The 22474-nt window shown below is 62.9% G+C and carries 20 protein-coding genes; 7 read left to right on the forward strand and 13 right to left on the reverse strand.

Translation table 11 applies throughout. From position 1 onward, the window contains the following. Nucleotides 1–93: 93 nt before the first annotated feature. Nucleotides 94–1632 carry a GTPase domain-containing protein gene (locus ACILSO_RS12725; RefSeq protein WP_395737792.1) on the reverse strand — a complete coding sequence of 513 codons (1539 nt, stop codon included), beginning with the start codon at nucleotides 1630–1632 and terminating at the stop codon, nucleotides 94–96. Between the two features lie 5 nt (nucleotides 1633–1637). Next, entirely contained in the window at nucleotides 1638–3101 is a 1464-nt protein-coding gene (locus ACILSO_RS12730; protein WP_395737793.1) for a DUF2868 domain-containing protein, read from the reverse strand. A 115-nt stretch (nucleotides 3102–3216) separates the two neighbouring features. On the opposite strand from ACILSO_RS12730, the gene ACILSO_RS12735 reads away from it, so the two are divergent. After that, a complete protein-coding gene (locus tag ACILSO_RS12735) occupies nucleotides 3217–5151 on the forward strand; it encodes a matrixin family metalloprotease (RefSeq protein WP_395737794.1) in 1935 nt (644 codons plus the stop codon). Here the strand turns inward: ACILSO_RS12735 and ACILSO_RS12740 are convergent. The 5 genes from ACILSO_RS12740 to ACILSO_RS12760 form a co-directional block, all read right to left on the reverse strand. After that, a complete protein-coding gene (locus ACILSO_RS12740) occupies nucleotides 5136–5795 on the reverse strand; it encodes an ATP-binding cassette domain-containing protein (protein WP_395737795.1) in 660 nt (219 codons plus the stop codon). The genes ACILSO_RS12735 and ACILSO_RS12740 overlap by 16 nt on opposite strands. Next, nucleotides 5792–6574 carry an ABC transporter permease gene (locus ACILSO_RS12745; protein ID WP_395737796.1) on the reverse strand — a complete coding sequence of 261 codons (783 nt, stop codon included), beginning with the start codon at nucleotides 6572–6574 and terminating at the stop codon, nucleotides 5792–5794. Before ACILSO_RS12745 ends, ACILSO_RS12740 begins: the two co-directional genes overlap by 4 nt. Nucleotides 6575–6580: 6 nt before the next feature. After that, on the reverse strand, nucleotides 6581–7618 hold the full coding sequence (gene obgE / locus ACILSO_RS12750; protein ID WP_395737797.1) for a GTPase ObgE: 1038 nt from the start codon (nucleotides 7616–7618) through the stop codon (nucleotides 6581–6583). Between the two features lie 61 nt (nucleotides 7619–7679). Beyond that, nucleotides 7680–9479 (reverse strand): hypothetical protein, encoded by a 1800-nt coding sequence (locus ACILSO_RS12755; protein ID WP_395737798.1) that lies wholly within the window; start codon nucleotides 9477–9479, stop codon nucleotides 7680–7682. Nucleotides 9480–9552: 73 nt separating this feature from the next. Next, a complete protein-coding gene (locus tag ACILSO_RS12760; RefSeq protein WP_395737799.1) occupies nucleotides 9553–10674 on the reverse strand; it encodes a citrate synthase in 1122 nt (373 codons plus the stop codon). A 172-nt stretch (nucleotides 10675–10846) separates the two neighbouring features. Here ACILSO_RS12760 and ACILSO_RS12765 point away from each other — a divergent pair, with 172 nt between their 5' ends. Next, nucleotides 10847–11329 carry a low molecular weight protein-tyrosine-phosphatase gene (locus ACILSO_RS12765; RefSeq protein ID WP_395737800.1) on the forward strand — a complete coding sequence of 161 codons (483 nt, stop codon included), beginning with the start codon at nucleotides 10847–10849 and terminating at the stop codon, nucleotides 11327–11329. On the opposite strand, the gene ACILSO_RS12770 is transcribed toward ACILSO_RS12765, so the two are convergent. The 6 genes from ACILSO_RS12770 to serS form a co-directional block, all read right to left on the reverse strand. After that, nucleotides 11315–12916 (reverse strand): NAD(P)/FAD-dependent oxidoreductase, encoded by a 1602-nt coding sequence (locus ACILSO_RS12770; RefSeq protein ID WP_395737801.1) that lies wholly within the window; start codon nucleotides 12914–12916, stop codon nucleotides 11315–11317. The two genes, ACILSO_RS12765 and ACILSO_RS12770, sit on opposite strands and share 15 nt — an antisense overlap. 54 nt (nucleotides 12917–12970) lie before the next feature. Continuing rightward, nucleotides 12971–13927, reverse strand: a complete 957-nt coding sequence (locus ACILSO_RS12775) for a hypothetical protein (RefSeq protein WP_395737802.1) — start codon at nucleotides 13925–13927, stop codon at nucleotides 12971–12973. 83 nt (nucleotides 13928–14010) lie between these two features. Next, nucleotides 14011–15912: a prolyl oligopeptidase family serine peptidase gene (locus ACILSO_RS12780; protein ID WP_395737803.1), complete on the reverse strand. Its 1902-nt coding sequence runs from the start codon at nucleotides 15910–15912 to the stop codon at nucleotides 14011–14013. Between the two features lie 9 nt (nucleotides 15913–15921). Next, nucleotides 15922–16464, reverse strand: coding sequence for a MarR family winged helix-turn-helix transcriptional regulator (locus ACILSO_RS12785; protein ID WP_395737804.1), 543 nt, complete (start codon nucleotides 16462–16464; stop codon nucleotides 15922–15924). Between the two features lie 57 nt (nucleotides 16465–16521). Next, nucleotides 16522–17466 (reverse strand): serine protease, encoded by a 945-nt coding sequence (locus tag ACILSO_RS12790; RefSeq protein ID WP_395737805.1) that lies wholly within the window; start codon nucleotides 17464–17466, stop codon nucleotides 16522–16524. A 5-nt stretch (nucleotides 17467–17471) separates the two neighbouring features. Beyond that, nucleotides 17472–18743 (reverse strand): serine--tRNA ligase, encoded by a 1272-nt coding sequence (gene serS, locus ACILSO_RS12795; RefSeq protein WP_395737806.1) that lies wholly within the window; start codon nucleotides 18741–18743, stop codon nucleotides 17472–17474. A gap of 153 nt (nucleotides 18744–18896) precedes the next feature. On the opposite strand from serS, the gene ACILSO_RS12800 reads away from it, so the two are divergent. The 5 genes from ACILSO_RS12800 (at nucleotide 18897) to ACILSO_RS12820 (ending at nucleotide 22469) form a co-directional block, all read left to right on the forward strand. Then, nucleotides 18897–20066: a cysteine desulfurase family protein gene (locus ACILSO_RS12800; protein WP_395737807.1), complete on the forward strand. Its 1170-nt coding sequence runs from the start codon at nucleotides 18897–18899 to the stop codon at nucleotides 20064–20066. A 20-nt stretch (nucleotides 20067–20086) separates the two neighbouring features. Then, nucleotides 20087–20545, forward strand: coding sequence for a hypothetical protein (locus tag ACILSO_RS12805; RefSeq protein WP_395737808.1), 459 nt, complete (start codon nucleotides 20087–20089; stop codon nucleotides 20543–20545). Nucleotides 20546–20597: 52 nt separating this feature from the next. Beyond that, nucleotides 20598–21056, forward strand: a complete 459-nt coding sequence (locus ACILSO_RS12810; RefSeq protein ID WP_395737809.1) for an acyl-CoA thioesterase — start codon at nucleotides 20598–20600, stop codon at nucleotides 21054–21056. Nucleotides 21057–21199: 143 nt separating this feature from the next. Beyond that, complete coding sequence (locus ACILSO_RS12815; protein ID WP_395737810.1) at nucleotides 21200–21775, forward strand: hypothetical protein; 576 nt, start codon at nucleotides 21200–21202, stop codon at nucleotides 21773–21775. A gap of 1 nt (nucleotide 21776) precedes the next feature. Beyond that, entirely contained in the window at nucleotides 21777–22469 is a 693-nt protein-coding gene (locus ACILSO_RS12820; protein WP_395737811.1) for an HAD family hydrolase, read from the forward strand. Nucleotides 22470–22474: the final 5 nt, after the last annotated feature.

Genomic DNA, 22474 nt, shown 5'->3' on the forward strand with positions numbered 1-22474 from the left:
TTTTGCTCCAAGATCGCGTCTTAGAAAAGCTGCCATGGAGGCCGCCACAAGCACCCCTTCCATGAACCTGATGTGAGGACGGCGGAAGCGAAGTCACGCCCGCCACGCCGCCGCATCCACTCCAGGATACAGCCGCTCCAGCAGCGCCACCATGCAGTCGCCCGTGAGCTGACGGGCCTGGCGTGAAAGCGTCGCGGGCTGCGTGTCTTTTTGCACGCCAGCCTTCCAAAGAAGATCAATGGCGTCTGAGTGCAGATCGGTCACGGCATCCACGGCTTCGCGCCAGAGCTGGGGCTGCTCGCTTTCCTTCCATTCGCCACGTCCACGGCCAAAGTGGCAGATGGCCAGATAGGTGAGGAAGGAGAGCTTCACCTGCTCGCGGAAATGCTCACGCGACCAGCGCAGCCGCTGGTCACTGCCACGCACAAGGTTGTAGCTGCGGATCAACGCGTAGGCACCGATGCCCGAGGCGATCCCGCCAAGAAGCGCGCCGCCGCCAAAAGTCATGCCGCCGAGTTTGAGATCAGCGATGAGACCGCCCATGGCTCCGCCAGCAAAGCTGCCGAGCACACCCCAGATGTTTTCAGAAACGGCCTGCGGCATATGAAAATGCTCACGCGCCACCTGGCTGAGCTCGTGGCCCGCCTGACCTTTCAAGCCATGAGCCTCGATGAGATTGTTCGTGGTCCGCTCGATGCGATCCGCAAGCTGCGTGGCCAGTTTCTGCCGCGCTTCATTGTATTCACGGTTCAAGTCATCGCGCTGCCAGCCCACACGCTCCAGCAGCGTTTCCGAGCGCACCTCCACGCCGTCAAACAAGGCGGCGGTAAGCTGCTCGGAAATCAGGCGTACGGAGGCCTGGAAGACACCCACATTGCGCTGCGCCCAGGCACGTTTGATCTGCTGAAAGGTCGGGATCTTTGAGCCCTGCATCAGCGGTGCCAGCGAATCCATGAGGATGTCCTCCTGCACCCAGCAGCGGGCAAAGGCATCCAGCGTCAGCACTTCACGGACAATCTCAAACTGCTGCAGATGCGTGCGCCATGACTCCAGCTCCGTGGCCTCGAGCAAAGAGCTGCCGGGCAGCCCGGTTTGATTCAGAAGCACCACCACGGGCTTCTCCACCCAGCTGAGAATCTCCATCTCGGGGCCGATGTAGCTGGCGGCCTCGGGCGGCTCGGCGGCATTGACGAGGTAGAGCACCACGTCCGCTTCATCGCGCACGTTTTTCAGCGCCTGCTGGCTGCACCACAGAGGACGGTCGGTGATGCGGTCCCACGTCTGGGAAAGAAACCACAGGATGGGGCTGCGCTCGCGCTTCAGGCGCTTCATCAGCCGCGCGCTGTCGCCAAAGCCCGGCGTATCCCACAGGCGCAGCATGAAGCCGCCCGTTTCGAGCAGGTTGTGCGACTCATTGAACAGCGTGACATGCGGCGCATCCCGCACTTCCCCCACATCGCTGCGCAGCAGGGTGCGGGCCAGCGTCGTCTTGCCGGCATTCGTGTGCGAAATGAGGCTCAGCGTCACGACATCCGAGGCATCGCGCACGTTCAGCTCCCCCGCCTGTTTGTCAGGCGTGCTGGTGGATTTGTTTCTGGAGAAAAGTGCGGGCACTAGGGAGGGAAACTTCATGAACATTACGATGCCAGGGGCTTTGCGCGTGCGGATTCTTTACGCACGGCCACAATCACGTCAGAGGCGATCCCCTCAACCATCTCTGACCAAAGCTGCTCACGGCCGGCGATCTTTTCCGGCGACCAGCGGCCTGCGAGGCTCGTGCCGTCCAGCAGCACGACGAGCTCCGGATCGGCATGCTTGGTCAGCAGACGCTGGCGCACGTCGGAAACAAGGCGGCGCTGCACCTCCGCCTCAGGCGTGGTGGCCATGTTGAAGAGCATGACCAGATTGGCACACACAGGCTGCCAGGCGGCGGCAAATTCATCCTCCTCCCCTGCGGGGATGCGCACATACTCCGCACGCGCCATGCCACCAAAGCGCTCCCGCACTCCACGATCCCACACCTCACGGTGAGCAGGCGTGGGCTCGATGGCATGCACCAGCACCTGGATGCGCTCGCTCCCGCCCTCCACGGCACGCAGCAGCGTCCGCAGGTAATTGCCCCACTGCAACGCACGCGCCGGCCTCGCCATCGTGCGGCAGCAGCGTGCCGCCCCGATGCCTGCCAGCAGAAGACGCGGCACTACGACCAGCACCATCAGCGTTCCAGCATACAAATCAATCCACGGCAGAGCGGGCGCAGGCGTCTCCACCTTGCCCCCTGTGCGATGCATGCCATCGATCTGGTCCGTGGGCACGGGTAAACGCAGCACCCTGGAAGCCGGTGTGAACAAGGCCTCAAAGAACGCCTTTGCGCCATTCTCGCTGAGCAGCGTGCTTTCCCACACGGCACGGTACTCGCGCGACCACCCGCGTGCATACAGGGCCACGGCACCGCCGATGGCCAGCAATGCTGCCGCCACGTGCAGCCACATGCGCAGCCGCATTTGCAGCCGCTTCCAGGCGAGAGGCCACGCCAGCTCTTCAAAGCGCTTCTGCACCGTTTCAGCGACGCCGCTGGTTACTTCCTTGGAGGCTTTGCCCATCCGCGAAATGCCATGCGCGAGGAACTCAGCCACCCAGCCTCCGCGCCCGGCCACGGCGTTGGCCGGGATCAGCTCGCACAGCAGTCCCAGAACGATCACCACCGCATTCCACGCCAGCAGCCCCACCAGCGGCAGAGCCAGCAGATTGAACTCCGCCTCCTGCCCCAGGTCGGTCACCCAATAGCCTGTGACCAGCGCCAGGATCCAGCCGGCCAGCGCCCAGGACCAGCGCCCGTGCGGCACACACAGAAGGTCAAGCACGCGGATCAAATCCCCGCGCCAGCCCACCGCCTCGCGCTCCAGCCACTCCGCCCGCTTGTCCAGAAAGGACTCGGAGCGCTCGTCCAGCATGTCCCCGGCGATCTCTTCGGAGCCCAGCCCGGCGCGCGTGTGCGCCGTGGCCTCACGCCGACGCTCCGCGTTGACGAGAACGCCATCGGCATCGCCTTCTTCGAGTGCGCGCCATTTCAGCACGCGCTGCCAGTCATTCCAATCCATTCCAAGGGGGGTGTTTGCGGGAAACTAAACGCAGCTTCCAGCAGATTCCAACGACTCCGTGCATTTTCCCGACAGGGATCTTTCATAGAAGCGGCTTGTGTGGCATCCTCCGCGCATGGTTTACCATCGACTTTTCCTGGCCCGGTGTGTGTTTGGCGTCATGGCCCTGCTGCAGGTCTCCATAAGCTGGCTGCCAGCATCCTCTCTCGCTCCGACCAGCGAGCAGGAGGACGTCCAAGCCGCCCTGGGCATCTGCACGGGGAGGATCACGGGGCTGGAAAGCTTCCGGCACCCGCTGCGGGGTGGCATTTTCACCCGGGTAAAAATCTCTGTGCTGGAGTCGATCAAGGGGCGCTTTCCGGCCTCGATCACCCTCGTTCAGCGCGGCGGCACACTGGATGGAGAGAGCGAGTCCACCGGTCTGGCGGGAGCGTTTGCCGTGGGTGATGAGCGGTTGTTTTACGTGACGAAGCGGGCCGATGGATCGCTGGAGCTGCTGCGCGGATTTGCCGGAGCTGAAAGTGTCAGCACCGCGCTGCCGGGACGCGGATTTGCGAATCTGCTCAAATTGCGCCGGGTGCGTCAGCTGGCTGCAGCGGCGGGTACAGCGCAGACGGCGCCGGTCTCAGGTGGTGACTTCAGCAGCCAGACGGGCGTGCAACAGGCAAACTCCGGCACGCCCTCCAGTGCGGTCGGTCTCCTGGTGGACGGCAACAACATCCCCGCACGCCTCCTCGCTCCGGACCGGGGAGAGCAGATCGGCTATCTGGTGGACGTGCAGGCCCTGCCATCCGGCATCTCCCAGGTGCAGGCGCTCAATGCGGTGACCCAGGCGCTCGCGGCATGGAGCGCCGTCACGGGGCTGAGCTTCCGCTTTGACGGACTGCAAAATTTCGGCCAGTCCGCCGCGGCGGTCAGCATTGATGATGAACGCCTCCGCATACAGCTGCATGATTTGTATGGAGAAATCTCCGGCACCACAACGCTGGGCGTGGGCGGCCGTGCCACGACAAATGTGAGCAATGATTTCACCGCCACCGGCGGTGGTGGCGGGCAGGTCAGCGGCCTGGAATTTCACAAGACGACGCGAGGCTACGTGGTGCTGAAACACACCGCCACTTCCATGCAGACCTTGAGCACCTTTGCAGAGGTGCTCTGCCATGAGGTGGGCCACTCCCTGGGCATGGCGCACTCCAGCGAAAACTCGGCGGAGACGGACACCACTCTGAAACAAGCCGTCATGTTTTTCCAGGCGCATGCCGACGGCCGCGGCGCCACTCTCGGCAGCTACGACGGGCCGGTGATTCAGAAAGTGCATCCGCCGACGGACACGCCGCCATATTCGTATGACCGCATCATGTCCATGGTCACCGCCCCGTCAGCCATCACCACGGTCGCAGGCATCAATGAGCTTCAGCTTTTCGGCTGCGATCTGCAGACGGCCTCGGCATCGCTGACACTTGTGACCACGGGTCCTGTATCTGGCGGCGGCGGCACGCTGAGCTTCACAGGCAGCACCGTCAAAGTGACGCAGGGAGGCTACTACAGCGATGGCAGTGTCGATCCTGCCAGCACCTCTTTCTATGTGCTCAAATGGGTGCGCTTTTCCGACGGTGTCAATGCCTCCCCCTGGACGCGTGTCCGCATCACTTCCATCTATGGAGACTCCAAACCTTCTGGCGCGGCCGACGGACTTCCGGACAGCTGGATGACCACCTACTTTGGCTCAACCACTCCCAGCGCCGCCAATCTCAGCCGGGCCACGGATGACAAGGACAAGGACGGCCTGAGCAATCTCACGGAATTTCTGCTGGGCACCAGTCCTGTGGATGCCAACTCGCGGCTGAAGACCACAGCCCTGGACGGCGCGTCATTGCAATGGTCCGCCACTCCCTACCTGCTCTACTACATCGAATCCTCCACCGATTTCACCACATGGACACGCTTTGGCAATCCCGTCGTGCCGACCACCACCACGGGCCTGTCCAGCGGCACCTTTAATCCCGCATCACCCGCTCGGAAATACTACCGCGTTCACTTTGCGCCCTGAGGCGGTTCGACTTCCAGCTTTCCGGCGGACATGCGCAAGTGCAGGGCGCCCAGCGCCGCGGCTTCACCCCTGGAGTGGGTGACGTGAAGAACGGTCAGTGAATGCTCGGCCTGCACGCGCTGGAGCAGCGCAACGGCTTCGGCACGCATGCTTTCATCCAGCGCGGACAGGGGCTCGTCCAGCAGCAGCAGCCTGGGCTGCGCGGCCAGTGCACGGGCCAGCGCCACGCGCTGCTTTTCACCACCGGAAAGCATGTCCGGCAAGCGGTCCAGCAGCGGCAAAATGCCAAACTGTTCGGCGAGGCGGGTCACGCATTTCTCCACTTCCGCAGGCTGCATGCCGCGCAGCCTGGGCGCGAAGCCAATCTGCCCGCGCACCCGCAGCCCAGGAAAGAGCGCCAGATCCTGCGGCACGTAGCCGATGCCACGTTCGCGCGGCTCCAATGCAGTGACGTCTTTGCCGTCCAGCAGCACACGCCCCGAGGTGGGCTTTCGCAGGCCGCAGATGATCTCCAGCAGCGAAGTCTTGCCGCAGCCGGTCGCGCCCATCAGCATCGCATAGGTGCCGGAGGGAATGGCCACGCTCACGTTCTCCAGGATCGTGCGGCCAGGGACTTTCCAGGTGAGTTGTTCGAGCTGGATCATACTTTTTCCCCCGTTGCACGCACTGCCACCAGCACCAGCACGGCCAGCAGCACCATGAACAAACTCACCGCCACGGCGGCATCGAGATTTCCCACGCTGAGTTCCAGCCAGACCGTGGTGGGCAGCACCTCCGTCTTCATGCGCGTGGCCCCGGCAAAGACAAGGATCGGCCCAAACTCTCCCAGACTGCGCGCCCAGGCCACGCAAAACGCACCCACCATGCCACGCCGCGCCGCCGGCAGCGCCACATGCCACAGCGCCTGAAACCGCGTGCAGCCCAGCGTCAGCGCCACCTCCTCAGGCCGGGGCGAAAGATGCTGAAACGTGCCGCGCATCGTGCGAATCGCGAACGCCGCCGCCACCACAAACTGCGCCAGCACCACGCCGCTGACCTGGTAGGTGAAGGGAATCGCCATCTCAATGACCTTGCCAATCTTCGTCTGAAAAAAGATCAGCAGGCACAACCCCACCACCAGCGGCGGCAGGATGATGGGAATGTCCAGCGCCGCATCCAGCCACGATTTGCCGCGAAACTCCAGCCGCGTCATCAGATACCCGACCGGCACCGCCACAAGCAGCGCAAAACCCGCTGCCACGGAACACGTCAGCAGACTCAAAAACGTCGCATGCCGGATGTTGGGCGACTTCAGCACCTGCAGCCAGGAATCCGGCGTGCTGTACATCGCCGTGGCTCCGAGCAGAAGCCCCCAGAAGACGAGATACCCCGCTGTGATCAACGCCAGAGCCAGCCAGCAGAGATTGGAGCGGTTCAGGGACATGCGAGTTTACCAGTCCACGTCCTGCCCAATCTTCTCATCAAGCCACTTGCGCAGCTTGTCGAGGCCTTCGCCGGTTTCGGCGGATACGGGATGGATCTTGATGCGCTTGAAGCGCTCCTTGAGGTTGGCGAGGTGCTCCTGGCTTTCCGGCAGGTCCACCTTGTTGGCGATGATGCACCAGGGGCGCTTGCTCAGTTCCTTGGAATACAGCGAGACCTCCTTGCGCACGATTTCCAGATCGGAAACCGGGTCGCGGCCTTCGGTGCCGGCCGTGTCCACGACGAACAGCAGCACGCGGCAGCGCATGATGTGGCGCAGGAAGTCATGGCCGAGGCCGATGTTTTCGTGCGCGCCTTCGATGAGGCCGGGAATGTCTGCCAGACTGCCGCGGCGGTTGGGGCCAAACTCGATCACGCCCACCATCGGCTGCAGCGTGGTGAAGGGGTAGTTGGCGATCTTCGGCTTGGCGGCGCTAAGCTTGGAAAGCAGGGTGGACTTGCCCGCGTTCGGCACGCCGACGAATCCGGCATCCGCAATGCTGCGGAGTTCAAAGTGGAACTCTCCTTCCTCTCCGGGAGTGCCTGGGGTGAACTCACGTGGGGCCTGATGGGTGGACGTTTTGAAATGCACATTCCCCTTCCCTCCCTTGCCGCCTTTGCAAAGCACGTAGCGGGAATTGCTCTCAGTCAGGTCGGCCACGGGCTCGTAACGGGTCACGAGTTCATTCGTCTCGTTGTCATATTCATGAATGACGCGGCTGACGAGCGTCCCGGGCGGCACTTTGTAAATGGCATCCTTGCCGCTGCGCCCGGTGCACTGCGTGGCGCCGCCCTTCGCCCCGTCTTCGGCAAAGAGGCGGTTGTTGAAGACGTAGTTGCGCAGGCTGTCCGTGCTGGGATCCACCAGCAGGATGAGGCTGCCACCGTTTCCGCCGTCGCCGCCGTCAGGGCCGCCTTTGGGACGAAATTTTCCGCGGTGAAAGTGCGTGCTGCCATCGCCGCCTTTTCCGGCGCGCGCTTGGACTTTGATTTGATCGACAAACATGGGTTGTTCAGTTAGCCGGGGTTGGGCCTTGGAGCAAGGGCCAGCTTCTGCGGGCTGCAGGCTACTGCCCGGCGGCCTCCTTGGTCTCAGAGGGGTAGAACAACTGCATCGCCCGCCGGATCTGCGGGCTTTTCAAGCTGGCCGCATAGATGGCGTCCGAGGTTTTGCGGTGTTTGGCGTACAGATGGTAGGCTCCAAGGGCTTCAAAGCCGGCATTGAGCGCTCCTTCCATCGGCAGGTAGCTGCGGCCATCGACTTCGAGGTTTTCGACCATGCCCCACGGCGGGAAGTAGCTGGCCTTCTCCATGCGTTCCAGCAGTTCATACGTTTCGGACGTCTCCGAATGCAGGGCGCCGGACATCAGGATGTAGTGCGGGTGGATAAGCTTCTGGTCCGGCAGATCGACGCCGCCGACGTAGTAGCCGTTGCCCGCCTCGTTTTCCCCGGCGGAGAGGCCGTAGATGCCATTGCGCGCGGCGTGGGACTGGGGCCAGCGTTTGGGGATGTAGGCGCGCTGCGCCCCCAGCATGGCGCGGCGCACGCTGAGCCAGCGCACGCCATCGTGGGCGTCGGGCACATCGCTGTCGAAGTCGGGATAAAACAAGCTTTGCAGTTCGGTGATGAATCCGGTGCCCTGCCAGGCCTTGCCCGGGGCGCGCATGGGCGGCGGACGATGCTCCGGACGTGCGATGCCCTCCATGAGCGTAACCAGCGCTGTTTCTCCGCCCCAGTCCAGCCAGCCATGAGGGAGCAGCGTGCTCGCATCATCGGCCAGGCCGTGGGAGAGCTGCCCGTCCGGCAGGTGCAGGTGTTCGAAATCGATGGCCTGCATCTGCTCCACCAGCTCCCCGGCGACGAGGGGCACATCCAGCATGATGGCGGCCAGAAGCATGGACTGCGCATAGATGGCCGTGTCCACGGTGCTGTACTCCGTGCCCGGGTGGATGCAGTATTTGTTCTCGTGCTTGTGCACAAAATGCGGCAGCAGGCCGCGCCCGGTTTTGAGTTTCTTCATGGCCTCATGCGTGCGGGCCAGCACCCAGCGCGCGTAGTCCGGGCTCACAATGCCCAGATCTTCCTGCGAAGCCGCCGCGGAGGCGAGGACGTACATGCCCGTGGCGGAAACGGATTCAAAGGCGCCTTCCTCGATGTGGGCACGGTCACGAACAAAGCCGGTGTCGATGGAATAACTGCGGGCGATCTTCGCATACGAAGCGAGGAAGGTGTAAACGTCCCAGGGCATCTGCGGCATTTCAATGCCAAGGAACAGCCCGGAGACCTTGACCTCGGCCCCGGGTTCCGCCGTCCAGATGATGGTCTTGCCGTCCTTTACCGCCTCCGGAGCCACGGCATGCACAGACATCTGGTACTGCGGGTCCGAAAGCTCAATGATCTGCGACCAGCGCTCCTCATTGGCAGGCGATTTGATTTCCAGCTTGATCTTCCCGCGTCCGGCGGCCTCGATCATCACCGCAGTCACCCGCGGCTGATACCTCGGAGCGATGGGTGCGGGATAGGCCTGCGTGAAATTCATCACGCGGTTCGCATTGCGCGCCTGCCCTGCCAGGCTGTGCCACATGCCGGCCCAGGCCTCCGGCTGCTGGCCGAGATGCACCACGACTTCATCCGTCAGCCACTCCATCTCATGCTCCGCCGGCCCGTGGAAGCCAAAGTCCGTGCCGATGTGGGTGTAGGCGGTGAATGAATTCAGCCGCTTGGTGCCCGCGAGCACCTGCTGCTTTTCATCCCGATGAATGAAATACTCCTGCACCGGCTGCCACACGAGACGTGTGGCCGGCTGCGCCACCGCATGCGTGCACAACATCGCAGCGGCGGCTCCAATGGTTGGAAAGAGTCGCATAAAAGCTTCTACGATAGTGGCGAACACAAGGTTTTGCCACCTTTCCAACCTTAAACTTTACCTTAGCGGACGATCAGCGCTCCTCGATCGGCACCACCTTCTGGCCGTACGGCTTGCCGACGTAGGCGCTGAGAGGGCGGAACAGGCGGTTTTCGCTCCACTGCTCCAGCACGTGGGCAGTCCAGCCGCTCATGCGGGCGATCGCGAAGATCGGGGTGAAGAGGTCGGTCGGGATGCCGAGGCTGTAGTAAACCGTGGCGCTGTAGAAGTCCACGTTGGCATTGAGGCCCTTCTGCTCGCGCATGATTTCGGCGATGCGTTCGGACATCTGGATCCACTTCGACTCGCCGAGCTGGCTGGTAAGCTGAATGGCCATCTCGCGCAGGTGGGGAGCACGGGGGTCGAGCACCTTGTAAACACGATGGCCGATGCCCATGATCTTCTTCTTCTGCGCCAGAGCGTCCGCCACCCAGGCGTCCACCTTGTCAGGGGAGCCGATTTCTTCCAGCATGTGGATCACGCCTTCATTGGCACCGCCATGCAGCGGGCCTTTGAGCGCGCCGATGGCGGCGCTGATGGCGGAGAACATGTCGCTCAAGGTGGAGGCCACCACGCGGGCGGTGAAAGTGGAGGCATTGAAGCCGTGCTCGGCGTGGAGGATGTAGGCGATGTCGAGGGTCTTCTCAGCTTCCTTGCTCGGCACCTCGCCATTCATCAGGTAAAGGAAATGCGCGGCTTCGCTGAGGTCCTTGCGCACCGGCGGGAGTTCCAGCCCCTGGCGTGCACGATGGAAGTAAGCGGCGATGACGCCGATCTGCGAGGTGAGGCGGATGGCGTTGGCGAGATTCTCACTGACTTCAATGTCGAAGCGCTTCTGGTCATAGCAGCCCAGCATGGAGACGGCGGTGCGCATGATGTCGATGGGCTTGGCGGTTTTTGGCGCCGCCTTCAGGAAATCGATCACCCCCTGGGGAAGTTCACGCTCGGCACGCAGCGCCGTGGTCAGCTTCTCAAGTTCGCCCTTGTTCGGAAGCTTGTTGTAGTAGAGCAGGTACACCACTTCCTCGTAGCTGACTTTGACGAGTTCATTGATGTCGTAACCACAGTAGAACAGCACGCCCTCCGCTCCTTTCACCTCCCCAAGACGGGTTTCAGCAGCAACGATTCCTTCGAGACCTTTGGATACAACAGACATGGGGGTGGGCGTGGGGGTTTTGAGTTGGATAGCAAATAGCGTGCTCAAACTACGGCTCAACCAAAGACTCGTTCACACGAAAAGAAATCTTCCATCGGGGATGGTCGGCATCCCCTGCGGACAGGAGGCGGTTTTTGTTTGTGCCTGGCCCGGCACTGGCCTAGCTGAACGGATGTCCGCCCCCTTCCGCCTTCTTTTCGTCTGCTTGGGCAATATCTGCCGCTCCCCTGCGGCGGAGGGCGTCATGCGGGCGCTGATCGAGAGCGAGGGGCTGGCGGACCGGGTGGCCATCCGCTCGGCAGGAACCGGCGGCTGGCACGCAGGCAAGCTCCCCGACCAAAGGATGCGCAATGCAGCGCAAAACAGGGGCTATGATCTCAGCAGCCGCGCCCGGCAGGTGACCCAAAACGATTTGCGGGACTACGACCTCGTGCTCGTCATGGACAATCAAAACCTGCGCGATGTGCGAACCTACGATGTCGCCTCCCAGTTCAGCTCCAAAATCCGGCTGTTCTGCGAATTCTGCACTGCCCACAGTGACCGGGAGGTGCCTGATCCCTACTACGGCGGCGAACAGGGCTTTGAGCTGGTGCTGGACCTGCTGGAGGACGGCTGCCGCGGTGTGCTGGCGCACATTCGCTCAGCCCTCCCGTAAAATAGCCTCCGCCACGCGCATGCCATCCGCTGCGGCGGAAATGATCCCGCCGGCGTAGCCAGCGCCTTCTCCCGCCGGATAAAATTGCTTCACGCGGATGCACTCCAGCGTCTGCACATCGCGCGGGATGCGCACGGGCGAGGAACTGCGCGTCTCCACCCCGGTGAGCACCGCATCCTCCAGCGCAAAGCCCGGCAGGTTTTTGTCGATGCGCGGGATCGCCTCCTGAATCGTCTCAATCGTGTATTCGGGCAGGCATTCGGTCAGGTTGGACCACACCACGCCCGGCTCGTAGGAGGGCTTGACCTTGCCGGGGCCCGTGGAGGCGCGTCCAGCCAGGAAATCACCCAGGAGCTGCGCCGGCGCGTGGTAGTTGCTGCCCCCCAGCGCAAAGGCCCTGCGCTCCAGGTCGCGCTGAAATTCGATGCCGCTGAGCACATCTCCCGCAGGCATGTCCTCCGGCCGCACATCCACCATGAAGCCGCTGTTGGCGTTGGATTCCGCACGCGCATAGCTGCTCATGCCATTCGTCACCACCATGCCAGGCTCAGACGTGGCCGCGACGACGAGTCCGCCGGGGCACATGCAGAAGCTGTAGGCCGCACGACCCGTGCCGCAATGCGCCACAAACTTGTACGGTGCCGACCCCAGCCGCGCATGCCCCGCCCATTTGCCATACAAACTGCGGTCGATCAGCGACTGCGGATGCTCGATGCGCACGCCGATGGAAAACGGCTTGGCCTCAAAGGGCACCCCATGCCGGTGCAGCATGGAAAAGGTGTCCCGAGAGCTGTGACCGATGCCGAAAACAAAGCGCGAGCCTTCGATCGTTTCACCATCCGCCAGCGTGACCGCGCGCATCACCCCATCCTCGATCACCACATCCGCCACGCGGGCGTTGAACCGCACCTCGCCACCCAGCGCGATAATTTCCTCACGCACATGCCGCACGACTTTGATGAGGCGGTCCGTGCCGATGTGCGGCCTGCTTTTGACCAAAATATCCTCCGGAGCGCCTGCGGCCACCATCTCGCGCAGCAGCCAGGGGATGCGGTGCTCTCGGTCACGAATCTGCGTGTAGAGCTTGCCGTCGGAGAAGGTGCCCGCGCCGCCTTCACCGTACTGCACGTTGGACTCCGCATTGAAATCCCATCCGCGCCGCCAGAAGCCGGTGACGTCACGCGCACGATCTCCGGCAGCCTTGCCACGCTCCAGCAGCAGAGGCTTGAGTCCGGCACGCGCCAGCAACAGTCCGCAAAACAAACCGCACGGCCCCGTGCCGACGATCACCGGACGCGCCGATGCCGCACGCGCCACGTTTTGTGCTACTTCGCGATAGTCTTCTTCCGGCGCCGGGCCGATGCGAGGATTTTTGCCGATGCGCTTGAGCACCCGCGCCTCGTCCTTCACCTCCACCAGCAGGGTAAAACTGAACTCCACATGCCCACGCCGTGCATCGATGGCCCGCTGCTTCACCTTGAGGCTGATCACATCCTCATCGCGCGCCCCCAGCAGTTTCACCACCGCACGGCGCAGGTCTTCATCCTGATGATCGACGGGGAGGAGAACCTGGGAGAGCTGTAGCATGGCGGGCGGTGATGGGCGGCAGTGCCAATAGCCCGCGCCAACGCCATATCAACCCTACTTCGTGTTTGCCGGCTTCTCCACCGGAGGCGTGTGCCAGCCGAAGACCTTGTCTCCATTGAAAAGCTTGTGGTGCTCCGGCGTCATGCCGCCGTAGTCGGCAATGACTCCCCCCGGCTCCACGGTGCCGACGCGCAGGTTCGCATACACATCCCCTTCGTCATACAGGACGTGCAGCGGATCACGCGGGCTGAGCTGGACGCCTTTGACCGGCTTGACGACGGTGAACCTCCAGGTGGTGTCGATGTGCTGGATGGAACCCAGCTCCCGGTAGATCAGCGCCTTCGGCACATTTTTAAGATCATACTGCGCCGCATTGTTGGTGCGCCACGGGTCATAGGCCAGGCTGCCCGGGTTCGAGTAATCGCCCGCCCACATGGCCTGGTAGGGAATGGGATCTGGCTGGTTCGCCCGGATCTCGGCAGGCGACTGCGTCAATGGGAAAGGGTGTTGCACCGGCAGCGGATCAACACGATCCACGATTTTGTTCACCAGAGAAAACACGTCGCTGGCCCGGCCATAGGTGAAAAACTGGTGGGAGTCGATCAGCTCCGAAGTGTCCACACGCGTCTTTTTCATCGTCAGCCGATGCTCGTTCGCGGTGGAGAAAAGATTAAAGCTCAGCAGGTAGTCGATGTCCTTCTCGAGCATGGAGGTCCTGCCTTGCACATCCTTGGGCAGGGCCAGTGTCTGCGTGCCGTTTTTGGTCTCCTCCGTGCTCAGGTTAAACACACGCATCTGGCCGCGGCGCAGCAGATGGGTGCTGATGCTGTCCGCCAGCGCCCGGCCCAGATCAGGGCGGCGCGTGCCGTCCACGGTCACATCCTCGGCATAGATCGCGACCTTCGGCTTCTCCGCGCTTTTCACACTCCAGTCGTCTGCGGCATGCAGTTTCGCGCTAAATACCGTGCTCACAAGAGCAGCCGTGAATAGGGTGATTCGGTGCTGATACATGGCCTTTTGGAGTTTGGCCGATGTTAAGGGTTCAAAAATCGCTTGGGAAGCGATATTTTGCCATCCCATTCTTCTAAAACATCCTAAGGATTCCAAAGATTCTGTTTCTGGAACCACTCCCGCACCAGGCGAAACACCTCCTCCCGCATCGTCTGGTCGATGGGGTGCCCCTGGCCATCGGCCACGAGGCGGTCGTTTGGTACCTTGTTTTTGTCCAGCACCTGCTTGAGCGCAGCGGACTGTTCCGGACGCACGGTGCTGTCATTGCCGCCATGCAGCATGAGGAAGGGCACGCGGACCTTTTCAGCCGCCGCATTGGAAGGCGCGGCATAGCCCTCCTGCGGCGAGATGCCGCTGCCGGTGATCGCCGCAGCTCTCAGCCCCTCGGGTGCCGTCGCCGCGAGACCGATGGTGACGAACCCTCCCATGCTGTGGCCGTAAGCCGCCAGCCTCCTGGCATCCACCTCCGGCATGCTGCGCAGAATGGCCAGGCAGGTCTGCGCACGGCGGATGTTTTCAGCGCTCGCGCCAAACTTCGCACGGTCTCCACCCCCGGTCCCTGCATGCGTGTAGTTCGGCGCTATGCACACCATGCCCCACTGCACCATCTCGCGGGCTTTCATTCCACCAAAGGCCTGCGCATTGCCGCCCATGCCGTGGCTGATCAGCACTGCCGGAAAGGGCCCCTTCCCCGCGGGCTTCATGAAAATGCCGTCCATTGTGAAATCTCCGTCCCGATAGGTCCAGCGTTCGCCATCAAGCTGAAAGCCCTTCATCGCAGCGCCCGCGCCGCTCTGAGGTGCGGGAACAGTGGCGGACGGACTTTGCGCAGGAGCCGCTGGCTGCGGCGGAGCGCTTTCATTTTCCTCACGCGTGATGCTGCCATCGTTGTTTTTGTCCAGCAGCTTGAAGAGCGGCGGCGGACCGCTGAACTCCTCACGCGTGACCTTGCCATCCTTGTTCTTGTCGTCACGCCCGGAGATCACTTCCCAGGGGATGCCACGTCGTGCGCCTCCCTGCGGCATTCCTTTGCGCGGATCGCGCTCCATGGCCGCCGCATCCGCCGTGCTTTCCGTGGCCAGCGCGTCGACTTTGACACTGCCGTGTTTGAGCCTCTCCTCAAAGAAGGTGCTGACCATGTCATCGATGTTCTTGCCCGCGAATCCGGGCCCGCCATGGCCTGCGCCATGAATCGTGTGAAAGTGCGCGCTAACCTCGCTCTTTTTGAGCGCCCCAAACAGAAGCTGGCTTTGGTTGATCGGAACGGTGGGATCTTTGTCGCCATGCACGATGAGAAATGGCGGATCATCCTTGGTCACATAAGTGATCGGGTCCACCCGCGCGGCCTTGTCCTTGTTTTGCATCACCGCGCCTCCGATCAGCTTTGCCTCCGGTGAGGCATCCGTCGCATGGCTCTCATAACCCGGTGTGGTGACGAACACGGTGAAGTCCGTCGGGCCAAAGTAATCGCACACTGCCTGCACGCGGCTCGACTGGTCCAGATTCGTCCCGACATCGAACTCCTTCACATCTCCGCTGGTGCCGAGCAATGCGACCAGGTGCCCGCCCGCGGAAGCTCCCCATACACCGAAGCGCTTGGGATCGAGCGAATACTTGCCCGCATTCGCCCGCAGCCAGCGGACGGCTGCTTTGCAATCCTCAATCTGCGCCGGAAACACCGCGTGCCCGCTCAGGCGGTAGTTGATGCTGGCCACGGCATAGCCCTTCTCTACGTACCCACCGCGCAAAGGCGGGCAGCCATCCTTGCTGCCATTCTGCCAGCCACCGCCATGCACCCAGATGATGAGCGGCAGCGGACCCGCGGCCTTCTCCGGCAGATAAAGGTCCAGCTTGTGCCGCTCATGCCCTCCTTCGACGTAGGCGAGATCGCGCAGTTCTTTGACACCAGCCGGAGCGCGAAGCTGCTGCGCCAGGACACTGGTGAACGATGCGGCGAACAGGAGGATGCAGAGGATGGGTTTCATGATTTGGGTTCAGCGTGTGGGTTGGGTGGCAGGGAGGGAATTCTGGCGCTGCTCTTCCTGGGTTATTCCAGCGATGATGCGCTGCAGCAGGGTGGCAGCTTGGGCCGCCTCTTCGGCCGTGAGGCCCTGCTCCACCGCCGCCACCACACGGCGGTGCAGTTCACGCACGCGCGGCTCCATCTCACGCCCTTTGGCGGTGAGACGCACACGCACCGCGCGGCCGTCCTGCGCGCAGGTGCGCAGGTTTACCACGCCTGATTTTTCAAGCCGGCCCAGCAGGGAGTTCAGCGCCGCCGCCGAACGCTGCGTGCGTCCCGCGAGATCCTTGATGATGCAGCCGTCCTTCTCATACAGCGCAAAGAGCACCGGGGCCATGCCGGGCCGCAGCAGGCGGTCCAGCTTCAGCTCCGCCAGTGTGCGCTCCACCAGTGCCTGAAAGTGGATGTTCGTCCGTGCTATCAGCGCCGGCAGGTCATCCAGCGGTGAAGCTGCAGCGGCGGCTTTTGTGGTGCACGAGCCGTTGGTGCGTTTTTGTCGGGTGCTTGCAGGCATAATACTTCAGGGGTGAAGCATCGAACCCTGTCCCCGTGAAGGAGTTGCAAAAATAACTCAGGGGTTTTTCACCAGCGCTCTCACCTCCGCCGCACCGATGGCATGGTGAAACACGATCTGCGTGCCAAGCTGCTGGCTGGAGGAGATGTCCTCTTTGCCTTTCTTTTTCCGCACCGGCAGCGGGTCTTCGAGCACCGTCTGGATCTCGGACACATGGCCCACGCCGTTGCCAAACTGGTCGATCAGCGCCGAACCGCTCGATCCCGGCGCCCAGTCAGTGGTGGTTTCCAGCCATACCGGTTTCGCCACGGCGGTGCCTTCAGGCAGCTTGTCCGCCTCCTTCTTGCGCATGAAAGCCCGTCTCACAAACCGGCTGACAATGCCTTCGCTGTAGTACCCTCGCTTGCCTGCGGGATCGCTGAAACACCACACCGGGTCCCCCGGGCTCACGTCCATGCTGAGCGGCAGCGCTGTGAGCGGCTGCGCGGACTTCACGCGTAGAATGGCGCAGTCCGTGCCGATGTTGCAGGCCAGCACCTCCGTCACCGGCAGCAGCACGTCATCCTCCGTGGCCACCACGAGCCAGCCTTCCTTCATGTTCGGCGGCGGCGCGATCACATGTGCGCAGGTCGCCACCGCGCCATCGGCGGTGATGGCATAGCCACCGGCCAGGTCCAGATGCCAGCGGTCGCACTTGGAGCACAGATACAGCTGCCCCACACGAAGGTGCGCCGTGCGCGCACGCTGCCAGCGCTCGCGCGCCGTGAGAGGCTTTGAATCCGCCGCAGGCAGGACGATCTCGCACTGCGTCCGCTGCGCCTGCTCCATGGCTTTCGTCATCGAGAGCAGTTCGGAGGCTCCCTGCAGTTTCTTTGCCTGCTCTGTCAGTGCCGCATTCGGCTTGGCCCCACGCCCTTCCGCGTACACCGGCACTCCTGGAGCCTGCGCATGGGCGGCGGCAGCCCCTGCGAGCAAAAGGAAAAAGATGCAGATGGGTTTCATGAGCGTCAGCCGATTTTCTCAGCCGCGAAGTGGCCCCTCAGCGCTTCTGGAATCCGAATGCTTCCATCTGCCTGCTGGTACGTTTCGACGAGGGCCACAAACAAACGCGCCAGCGCCGTGCCGGAGCCGTTCAGCGTGTGCGGGATGCGGTTTTTGCCGTTTTCATCCTTGTAGCGCAGGTTCATGCGGCGCGCCTGGTAGTCGCCAAAATTGGAGCAGCTGGACACTTCAAGGTAGGTCCCCTGCCCCGGCGCCCAGACTTCGATGTCATAGGTCTTGGCCGAGCCGAAGCCGATGTCTCCCGTGCACAACTCGATCACGCGGTAGTGCAGGCCCAGAAGCTGCAGCACCTTCTCCGCGTTCGCGGTCAGGCTTTCCAGCTCGGCCATGCTCGTCTCCGGCGTGGTGATTTTGACCAGCTCCACCTTGTCAAACTGGTGCATGCGGATCAGGCCGCGTGTGCCGAGGCCCGCGCTGCCGGCCTCACGGCGGAAGCAGGGCGTGTAGGCAGCGTAGTTCACCGGCAGCTTTTCCAGCGGCAGGATTTCATCGCGATGCAAATTCGTCACCGGCACCTCCGCAGTTGGAATGAGGTACAAATCATCCGTGGCGCTGTGGTAGACCTGATCGCCAAATTTCGGCAGCTGGCCCGTGCCTACCAGACACTCGGACTTCACCAGCAGCGGCGGGCTGATTTCCTCATAGCCATGCTGCGTCGTGTGCAGGTCCAGCAGGAAGCTGATCAAGGCGCGCTCAAGCCGTGCGCCTGCGCCGCGATACACCACAAAGGCGCTGCCGGAGATCTTGGCACCCGCTTCAAAATCGATCATGCCGAGCGCCGCGCCGAGCACGGTATGGTCCTTTGGCTGGAAAGCGTATTCGGGCTTGGTGCCCCACACACGCACTTCAGGGTTTTCCTCCGCCGTGCTGCCCACGGGGCAGGCCTCATGCGGCAGATTGGGCAGGCTCAGGAGAAGGTCCCGCTGGCGGACATCTGCCGCATCGGCTTCACGGCCGATCTCTTCAATGCGGCTGCCGATGCCCCGCACCTCCGCCTCAATGGCGCTGGTGTCCTGGCCGTTCTTTTTGGCAATGCCGATCTCCTTGCTGATGCGGTTGCGGTCACCCTGCAGCTTCTGGCGTTCCGTCTCGGCGGCACGGCGCTGGGTGTCAATAGACAGCACCTCATCCACCACGGACGCGAAGTCGCCATGGCGGTTGGCGAGGCGTTGTTTGACCTGATCTGGATTGTCACGAATGAGGCGGATGTCGAGCATAGGGGAGGGGAGGTTAGCGGGACTGCGCGGCTTGTCGAGTGCCGGAAGGGACATTGAGAGCGCCAAAAACGGCCTGCCGAAAGCAGCCGCCCTGACGCCCTCGAGAGCCCGAAGGATCATTGACAGGTGAAAACGTAGTCCGACCTTCCGGGCGTGATCTACCTCGACGCCAACGCCACCTCGCCGGTCGATCCAGCCGTGCTGGAGGCCATGCTGCCGTTCCTGCGCGAGCAGTATGCAAACCCCGCCGCCAGCTATGCCGCCGGGCGCAGGGTGCGCCGTGCCATCGAGCAGGCCCGCGCCCAGGTCGCCGCCCTCCTGGGCGCACGTGCCGGCGAGATCACTTTTACCAGCGGCGGCACCGAAGCCATCAATGCCGTGCACGCCTCCGTCCGCGCCCTCTGGCCGGAGAAACCCGTGCTCATCATCACCGGTACGGAGCACGCCGCCGTACTCGAATCCGCACGTCGCTGGCAGGCCCAAGGCGGCGAGGTCGTGACCGCTCCGGTGCACCCAAACGGGCGTGTCGATCTAACGGCGCTGCGCTCGCTCCTGCGCCCCGGCGTTACCGCACTGATCTCCATCATGTGGGCCAACAACGAAACCGGTGTGCTTGCCCCCATGCATGAGATTGTCGCGCTGGCCCACGCAGCCGGTGCGCTGGTGCATACAGATGCCGTTCAGGCGGCAGGAAAAATCCACCTCGATGTCAAAGCCACGCCCGTCGATTTCCTCAGCATGAGCGGGCACAAAATGCACGCGCCCAAAGGCATCGGTGCGCTCTACATCAGCCAGCGCGCGCGCTTCGCGCCGCTTCTCGTCGGCGGAGGTCAGGAAAGCGAACGCCGCAGCGGCACAGAAAACGTTCCAGGCATCGTCGCTCTCGGCAAAGCCGCTGAACTCGCCCGCCAGCATCTTGAAGATGGCACCAAATCCAAGATCAAAGCCCTGCGCGATCGCTTTGAGCATTTGGTCCATGCGGCGCTGCCGGGCATGCACATCCACGGCAGTCCCGCGCACCGCCTGAGTACGACGAGTTCCTTCTGCCTGCCTGACATCGACGCCGCTGGCATGCTCATCCTGCTGGATCAGGCTGGCATCGCCTGCTCTGCCGGTTCCGCCTGCCACACCGGGGCGCTGCACGCCTCCCCTGCCCTGGAAGCCATGGGCGTCAGTGCGCGTGATGCCGCCTGCACCTTGCGCTTTTCCTTCAGCCGCTTCAACACCAAGGCCGATGCCGAGGCCGCCGCGCACGCCGTCATCGAGGCCGCCCATAAAATGCGCGAGGCTCAGGGCTGCGATCTTGCCGTCCTCGCTCATTGACCTCCCACCCGGCCATCGCCATGAAACCCTCCACACTCCTGTGCTTGCTGCTCCCGCTTCTGCTTCTCTCCGGCTGCGCGGCAGGCGGATTGAGCCGGGCTTTTCCCGGCCAGTCGCTCACACTAAGCTACGATGATTTCGGCCCCGAGCGCAGCGCCTCCCGCTTCCTAGGACCGCGCGGTGCCCACACCTTCGTCATCGCCCATTACGGCTTCAGCGACATCACCCCCTCAGGCCCCGAGGACGTTCGTTATGTCAATGTCCTGCAAAGCCTGAATTTCCTCCGCGCCGAAGTCCGCGCCCTTCCCCCCACCGCTGCCAATGAACCCCTTCGCCAGCGTCTGCGCGCCACCTACGCCCGCCTCTACCCGCTGCAGCTCCGCCGTTACAATCTCGCCCTCATCTCCGCCTCCACCCAGCCCTTCGGCGGCATGAACCGCCGCCTCATGCTCCCCGCCCTTCCACCTCCAGAGATCTAATCCTCCCCGATACTCGTTTGAGTATCCAGCATCTAGCATCCAACTATCCAGCATGGCCCATCGCTTCACCTGCATCGAACGCGTCCAGTTCTCCGACACCGACATGGCCGGCATCGTCCATTTCTCCAATTTCTTCCGCTACATGGAGCGCGTGGAGCATGCCTTCTTCCGCAGCCTCGGCTTCTCCATTGTCGACAAGCCCGTGGAAGGCGAAGAACGCGTCGGCTGGCCCCGCGTCCACGCTTCCTGCGACTACATGGCTCCGCTGCGTGTGGAGGAGGAGTTTGAATGCGAACTCCTGGTGGAAGAAGTTCGCAGCAAGGTCATCCGCCATTTCATCCGCTTTTGGAAGCTGGACGGCACTCTGTGCGCCGAAGGCCGCATCACCGCCGCGTGCGTGCGCAAAGACAAGACCACCGGCCAGATGAAGGCCGTGGTCATTCCTCAGCGCTTCCGTGACAAAATTGAAGCCGCGCCGCCGGAGCTGCTGAAGCGCCCGGATCGAAAGTAAAAGCGCCCGGCGCCACGAGGGCCGAGACAGGGCCTGAGCCTATACAAAAAGTGAACAAAGCCGTTGTGACAGGCGTTTTTCACAGGCAATTCATTGTTCCTCACTCCACCCTTATCGTGAACGCCCAACCCAAATCTAAAATCATGCAGACCTGGCTCATGTACGCCCTCCTCACCGTGCTCTCCTGGGGCGTTTATGGCGTCATTCTTCATGCTGCACGCTCCAAGATGCCCATGGGCGCGGAGACTCCGAATGCCAGCCTCAAGGCCTTCCTGTTTGTCTGCATTGCCTACGCCCTCATCGGCATCGTCACGGCGCTGGTGCTGAAGGCTCGCGGCACCAACTGGAGCTTCACCGGCGACACGGGCAGCGGCATTCCGCTCAGCCTCATCGCAGGCATGGCCGGGGCGCTCGGTGCTCTCACCCTCGTGCTCGCCCTCGGTGCGGCGGCCACTCCCATCATCAAAGGCGGCGGCGGCTTTGGCGTCGCGGCTGCCGCAGCAGTCATGCCCATCGTTTTCGGCGGTGCCCCCTTGGTCAACACCGTCACGGCCATGCTCCTGCATCGTCCGGAAAAATCGCTCCCGCCGCAGTTCATCATCGGCTGCGTGTTGGCCATCGTAGGCACGGTCCTGGTGGCCAAATACGCCCCCTCCAACAATCCCGGCACCGCCGCCCACGCCCCCGCATCTCCTGCAGAAGCCCCCAAGCCACACTGAGATGGCACGCCTGCTTCTTTTCGACATCGACGGCACGCTCATTGACAGCAATGGCGCTGGCGGTGCAGCCATTCTTGACGCCGCCGAAGAGCACTTCGGCATCAAGCGCGAGCAGCTGCCCACGCTCCATCTCGCAGGTGCCACCGATCCCGCCATCGCCATGGATGTGTTTGGCCACATGAACGTGGTTCACACTCCGGCGGACGTCACCGCCTTCCTTGAGCGCTATCTTTCCCACCTCCAGCGCCGCCTCCAGGCGGATGACTTCAGCGGCTACACCCTCCCCGGCGTGAAAGAACTGCTGCAAGCCCTGCGCGGTGAAAGCGAGGCTCACATCGGCCTGCTCACCGGCAACGTCCGCCGCGGCGCGGTGATCAAGCTTTCCCGCCACGGCATTTACGAGCACTTCCTCGAAGGCGGCTTCGGCAGCGATCACCATGACCGCAACGAACTCGGCCCCGTGGCTTTGCGCCGCATGCAGGAGGCCACCGGCACCACCTACCACATTGACGACGTCATCGTCATTGGAGACACGCCCAAGGACATCCGCTGCGCCGCTGCCTTCGGCGCCAAATGCCTCGCCGTCGCCACGGGTCAGTACAGCCATGCCGAGCTGAGCGCGCTCAATCCCTGGCGCTGCGTCGAATCGTTTGCCGATGTGCCTGCGATCATCGAGATGCTGCTGCGTCACTGATTTTC

It is taken from the genome of Prosthecobacter sp., from assembly GCF_044226605.1.
Taxonomy (GTDB): Bacteria; Verrucomicrobiota; Verrucomicrobiia; order Verrucomicrobiales; family Verrucomicrobiaceae; genus Prosthecobacter.

What these genes read in the sequence shown, in the direction of transcription:
- ACILSO_RS12725 (WP_395737792.1), bottom strand. Translation starts at nt 1,632, where the DNA reads ATGAAGTTTCCCTCCCTAGTGCCCGCACTTTTCTCCAGAAACAAATCC.
- ACILSO_RS12730 (WP_395737793.1), bottom strand. Translation starts at nt 3,101, where the DNA reads ATGGATTGGAATGACTGGCAGCGCGTGCTGAAATGGCGCGCACTCGAA.
- ACILSO_RS12735 (WP_395737794.1), top strand. Translation starts at nt 3,217, where the DNA reads ATGGTTTACCATCGACTTTTCCTGGCCCGGTGTGTGTTTGGCGTCATG.
- ACILSO_RS12740 (WP_395737795.1), bottom strand. Translation starts at nt 5,795, where the DNA reads ATGATCCAGCTCGAACAACTCACCTGGAAAGTCCCTGGCCGCACGATC.
- ACILSO_RS12745 (WP_395737796.1), bottom strand. Translation starts at nt 6,574, where the DNA reads ATGTCCCTGAACCGCTCCAATCTCTGCTGGCTGGCTCTGGCGTTGATC.
- obgE (WP_395737797.1), bottom strand. Translation starts at nt 7,618, where the DNA reads ATGTTTGTCGATCAAATCAAAGTCCAAGCGCGCGCCGGAAAAGGCGGC.
- ACILSO_RS12755 (WP_395737798.1), bottom strand. Translation starts at nt 9,479, where the DNA reads ATGCGACTCTTTCCAACCATTGGAGCCGCCGCTGCGATGTTGTGCACG.
- ACILSO_RS12760 (WP_395737799.1), bottom strand. Translation starts at nt 10,674, where the DNA reads ATGTCTGTTGTATCCAAAGGTCTCGAAGGAATCGTTGCTGCTGAAACC.
- ACILSO_RS12765 (WP_395737800.1), top strand. Translation starts at nt 10,847, where the DNA reads ATGTCCGCCCCCTTCCGCCTTCTTTTCGTCTGCTTGGGCAATATCTGC.
- ACILSO_RS12770 (WP_395737801.1), bottom strand. Translation starts at nt 12,916, where the DNA reads ATGCTACAGCTCTCCCAGGTTCTCCTCCCCGTCGATCATCAGGATGAA.
- ACILSO_RS12775 (WP_395737802.1), bottom strand. Translation starts at nt 13,927, where the DNA reads ATGTATCAGCACCGAATCACCCTATTCACGGCTGCTCTTGTGAGCACG.
- ACILSO_RS12780 (WP_395737803.1), bottom strand. Translation starts at nt 15,912, where the DNA reads ATGAAACCCATCCTCTGCATCCTCCTGTTCGCCGCATCGTTCACCAGT.
- ACILSO_RS12785 (WP_395737804.1), bottom strand. Translation starts at nt 16,464, where the DNA reads ATGCCTGCAAGCACCCGACAAAAACGCACCAACGGCTCGTGCACCACA.
- ACILSO_RS12790 (WP_395737805.1), bottom strand. Translation starts at nt 17,466, where the DNA reads ATGAAACCCATCTGCATCTTTTTCCTTTTGCTCGCAGGGGCTGCCGCC.
- serS (WP_395737806.1), bottom strand. Translation starts at nt 18,743, where the DNA reads ATGCTCGACATCCGCCTCATTCGTGACAATCCAGATCAGGTCAAACAA.
- ACILSO_RS12805 (WP_395737808.1), top strand. Translation starts at nt 20,087, where the DNA reads ATGAAACCCTCCACACTCCTGTGCTTGCTGCTCCCGCTTCTGCTTCTC.
- ACILSO_RS12810 (WP_395737809.1), top strand. Translation starts at nt 20,598, where the DNA reads ATGGCCCATCGCTTCACCTGCATCGAACGCGTCCAGTTCTCCGACACC.
- ACILSO_RS12815 (WP_395737810.1), top strand. Translation starts at nt 21,200, where the DNA reads ATGCAGACCTGGCTCATGTACGCCCTCCTCACCGTGCTCTCCTGGGGC.
- ACILSO_RS12820 (WP_395737811.1), top strand. Translation starts at nt 21,777, where the DNA reads ATGGCACGCCTGCTTCTTTTCGACATCGACGGCACGCTCATTGACAGC.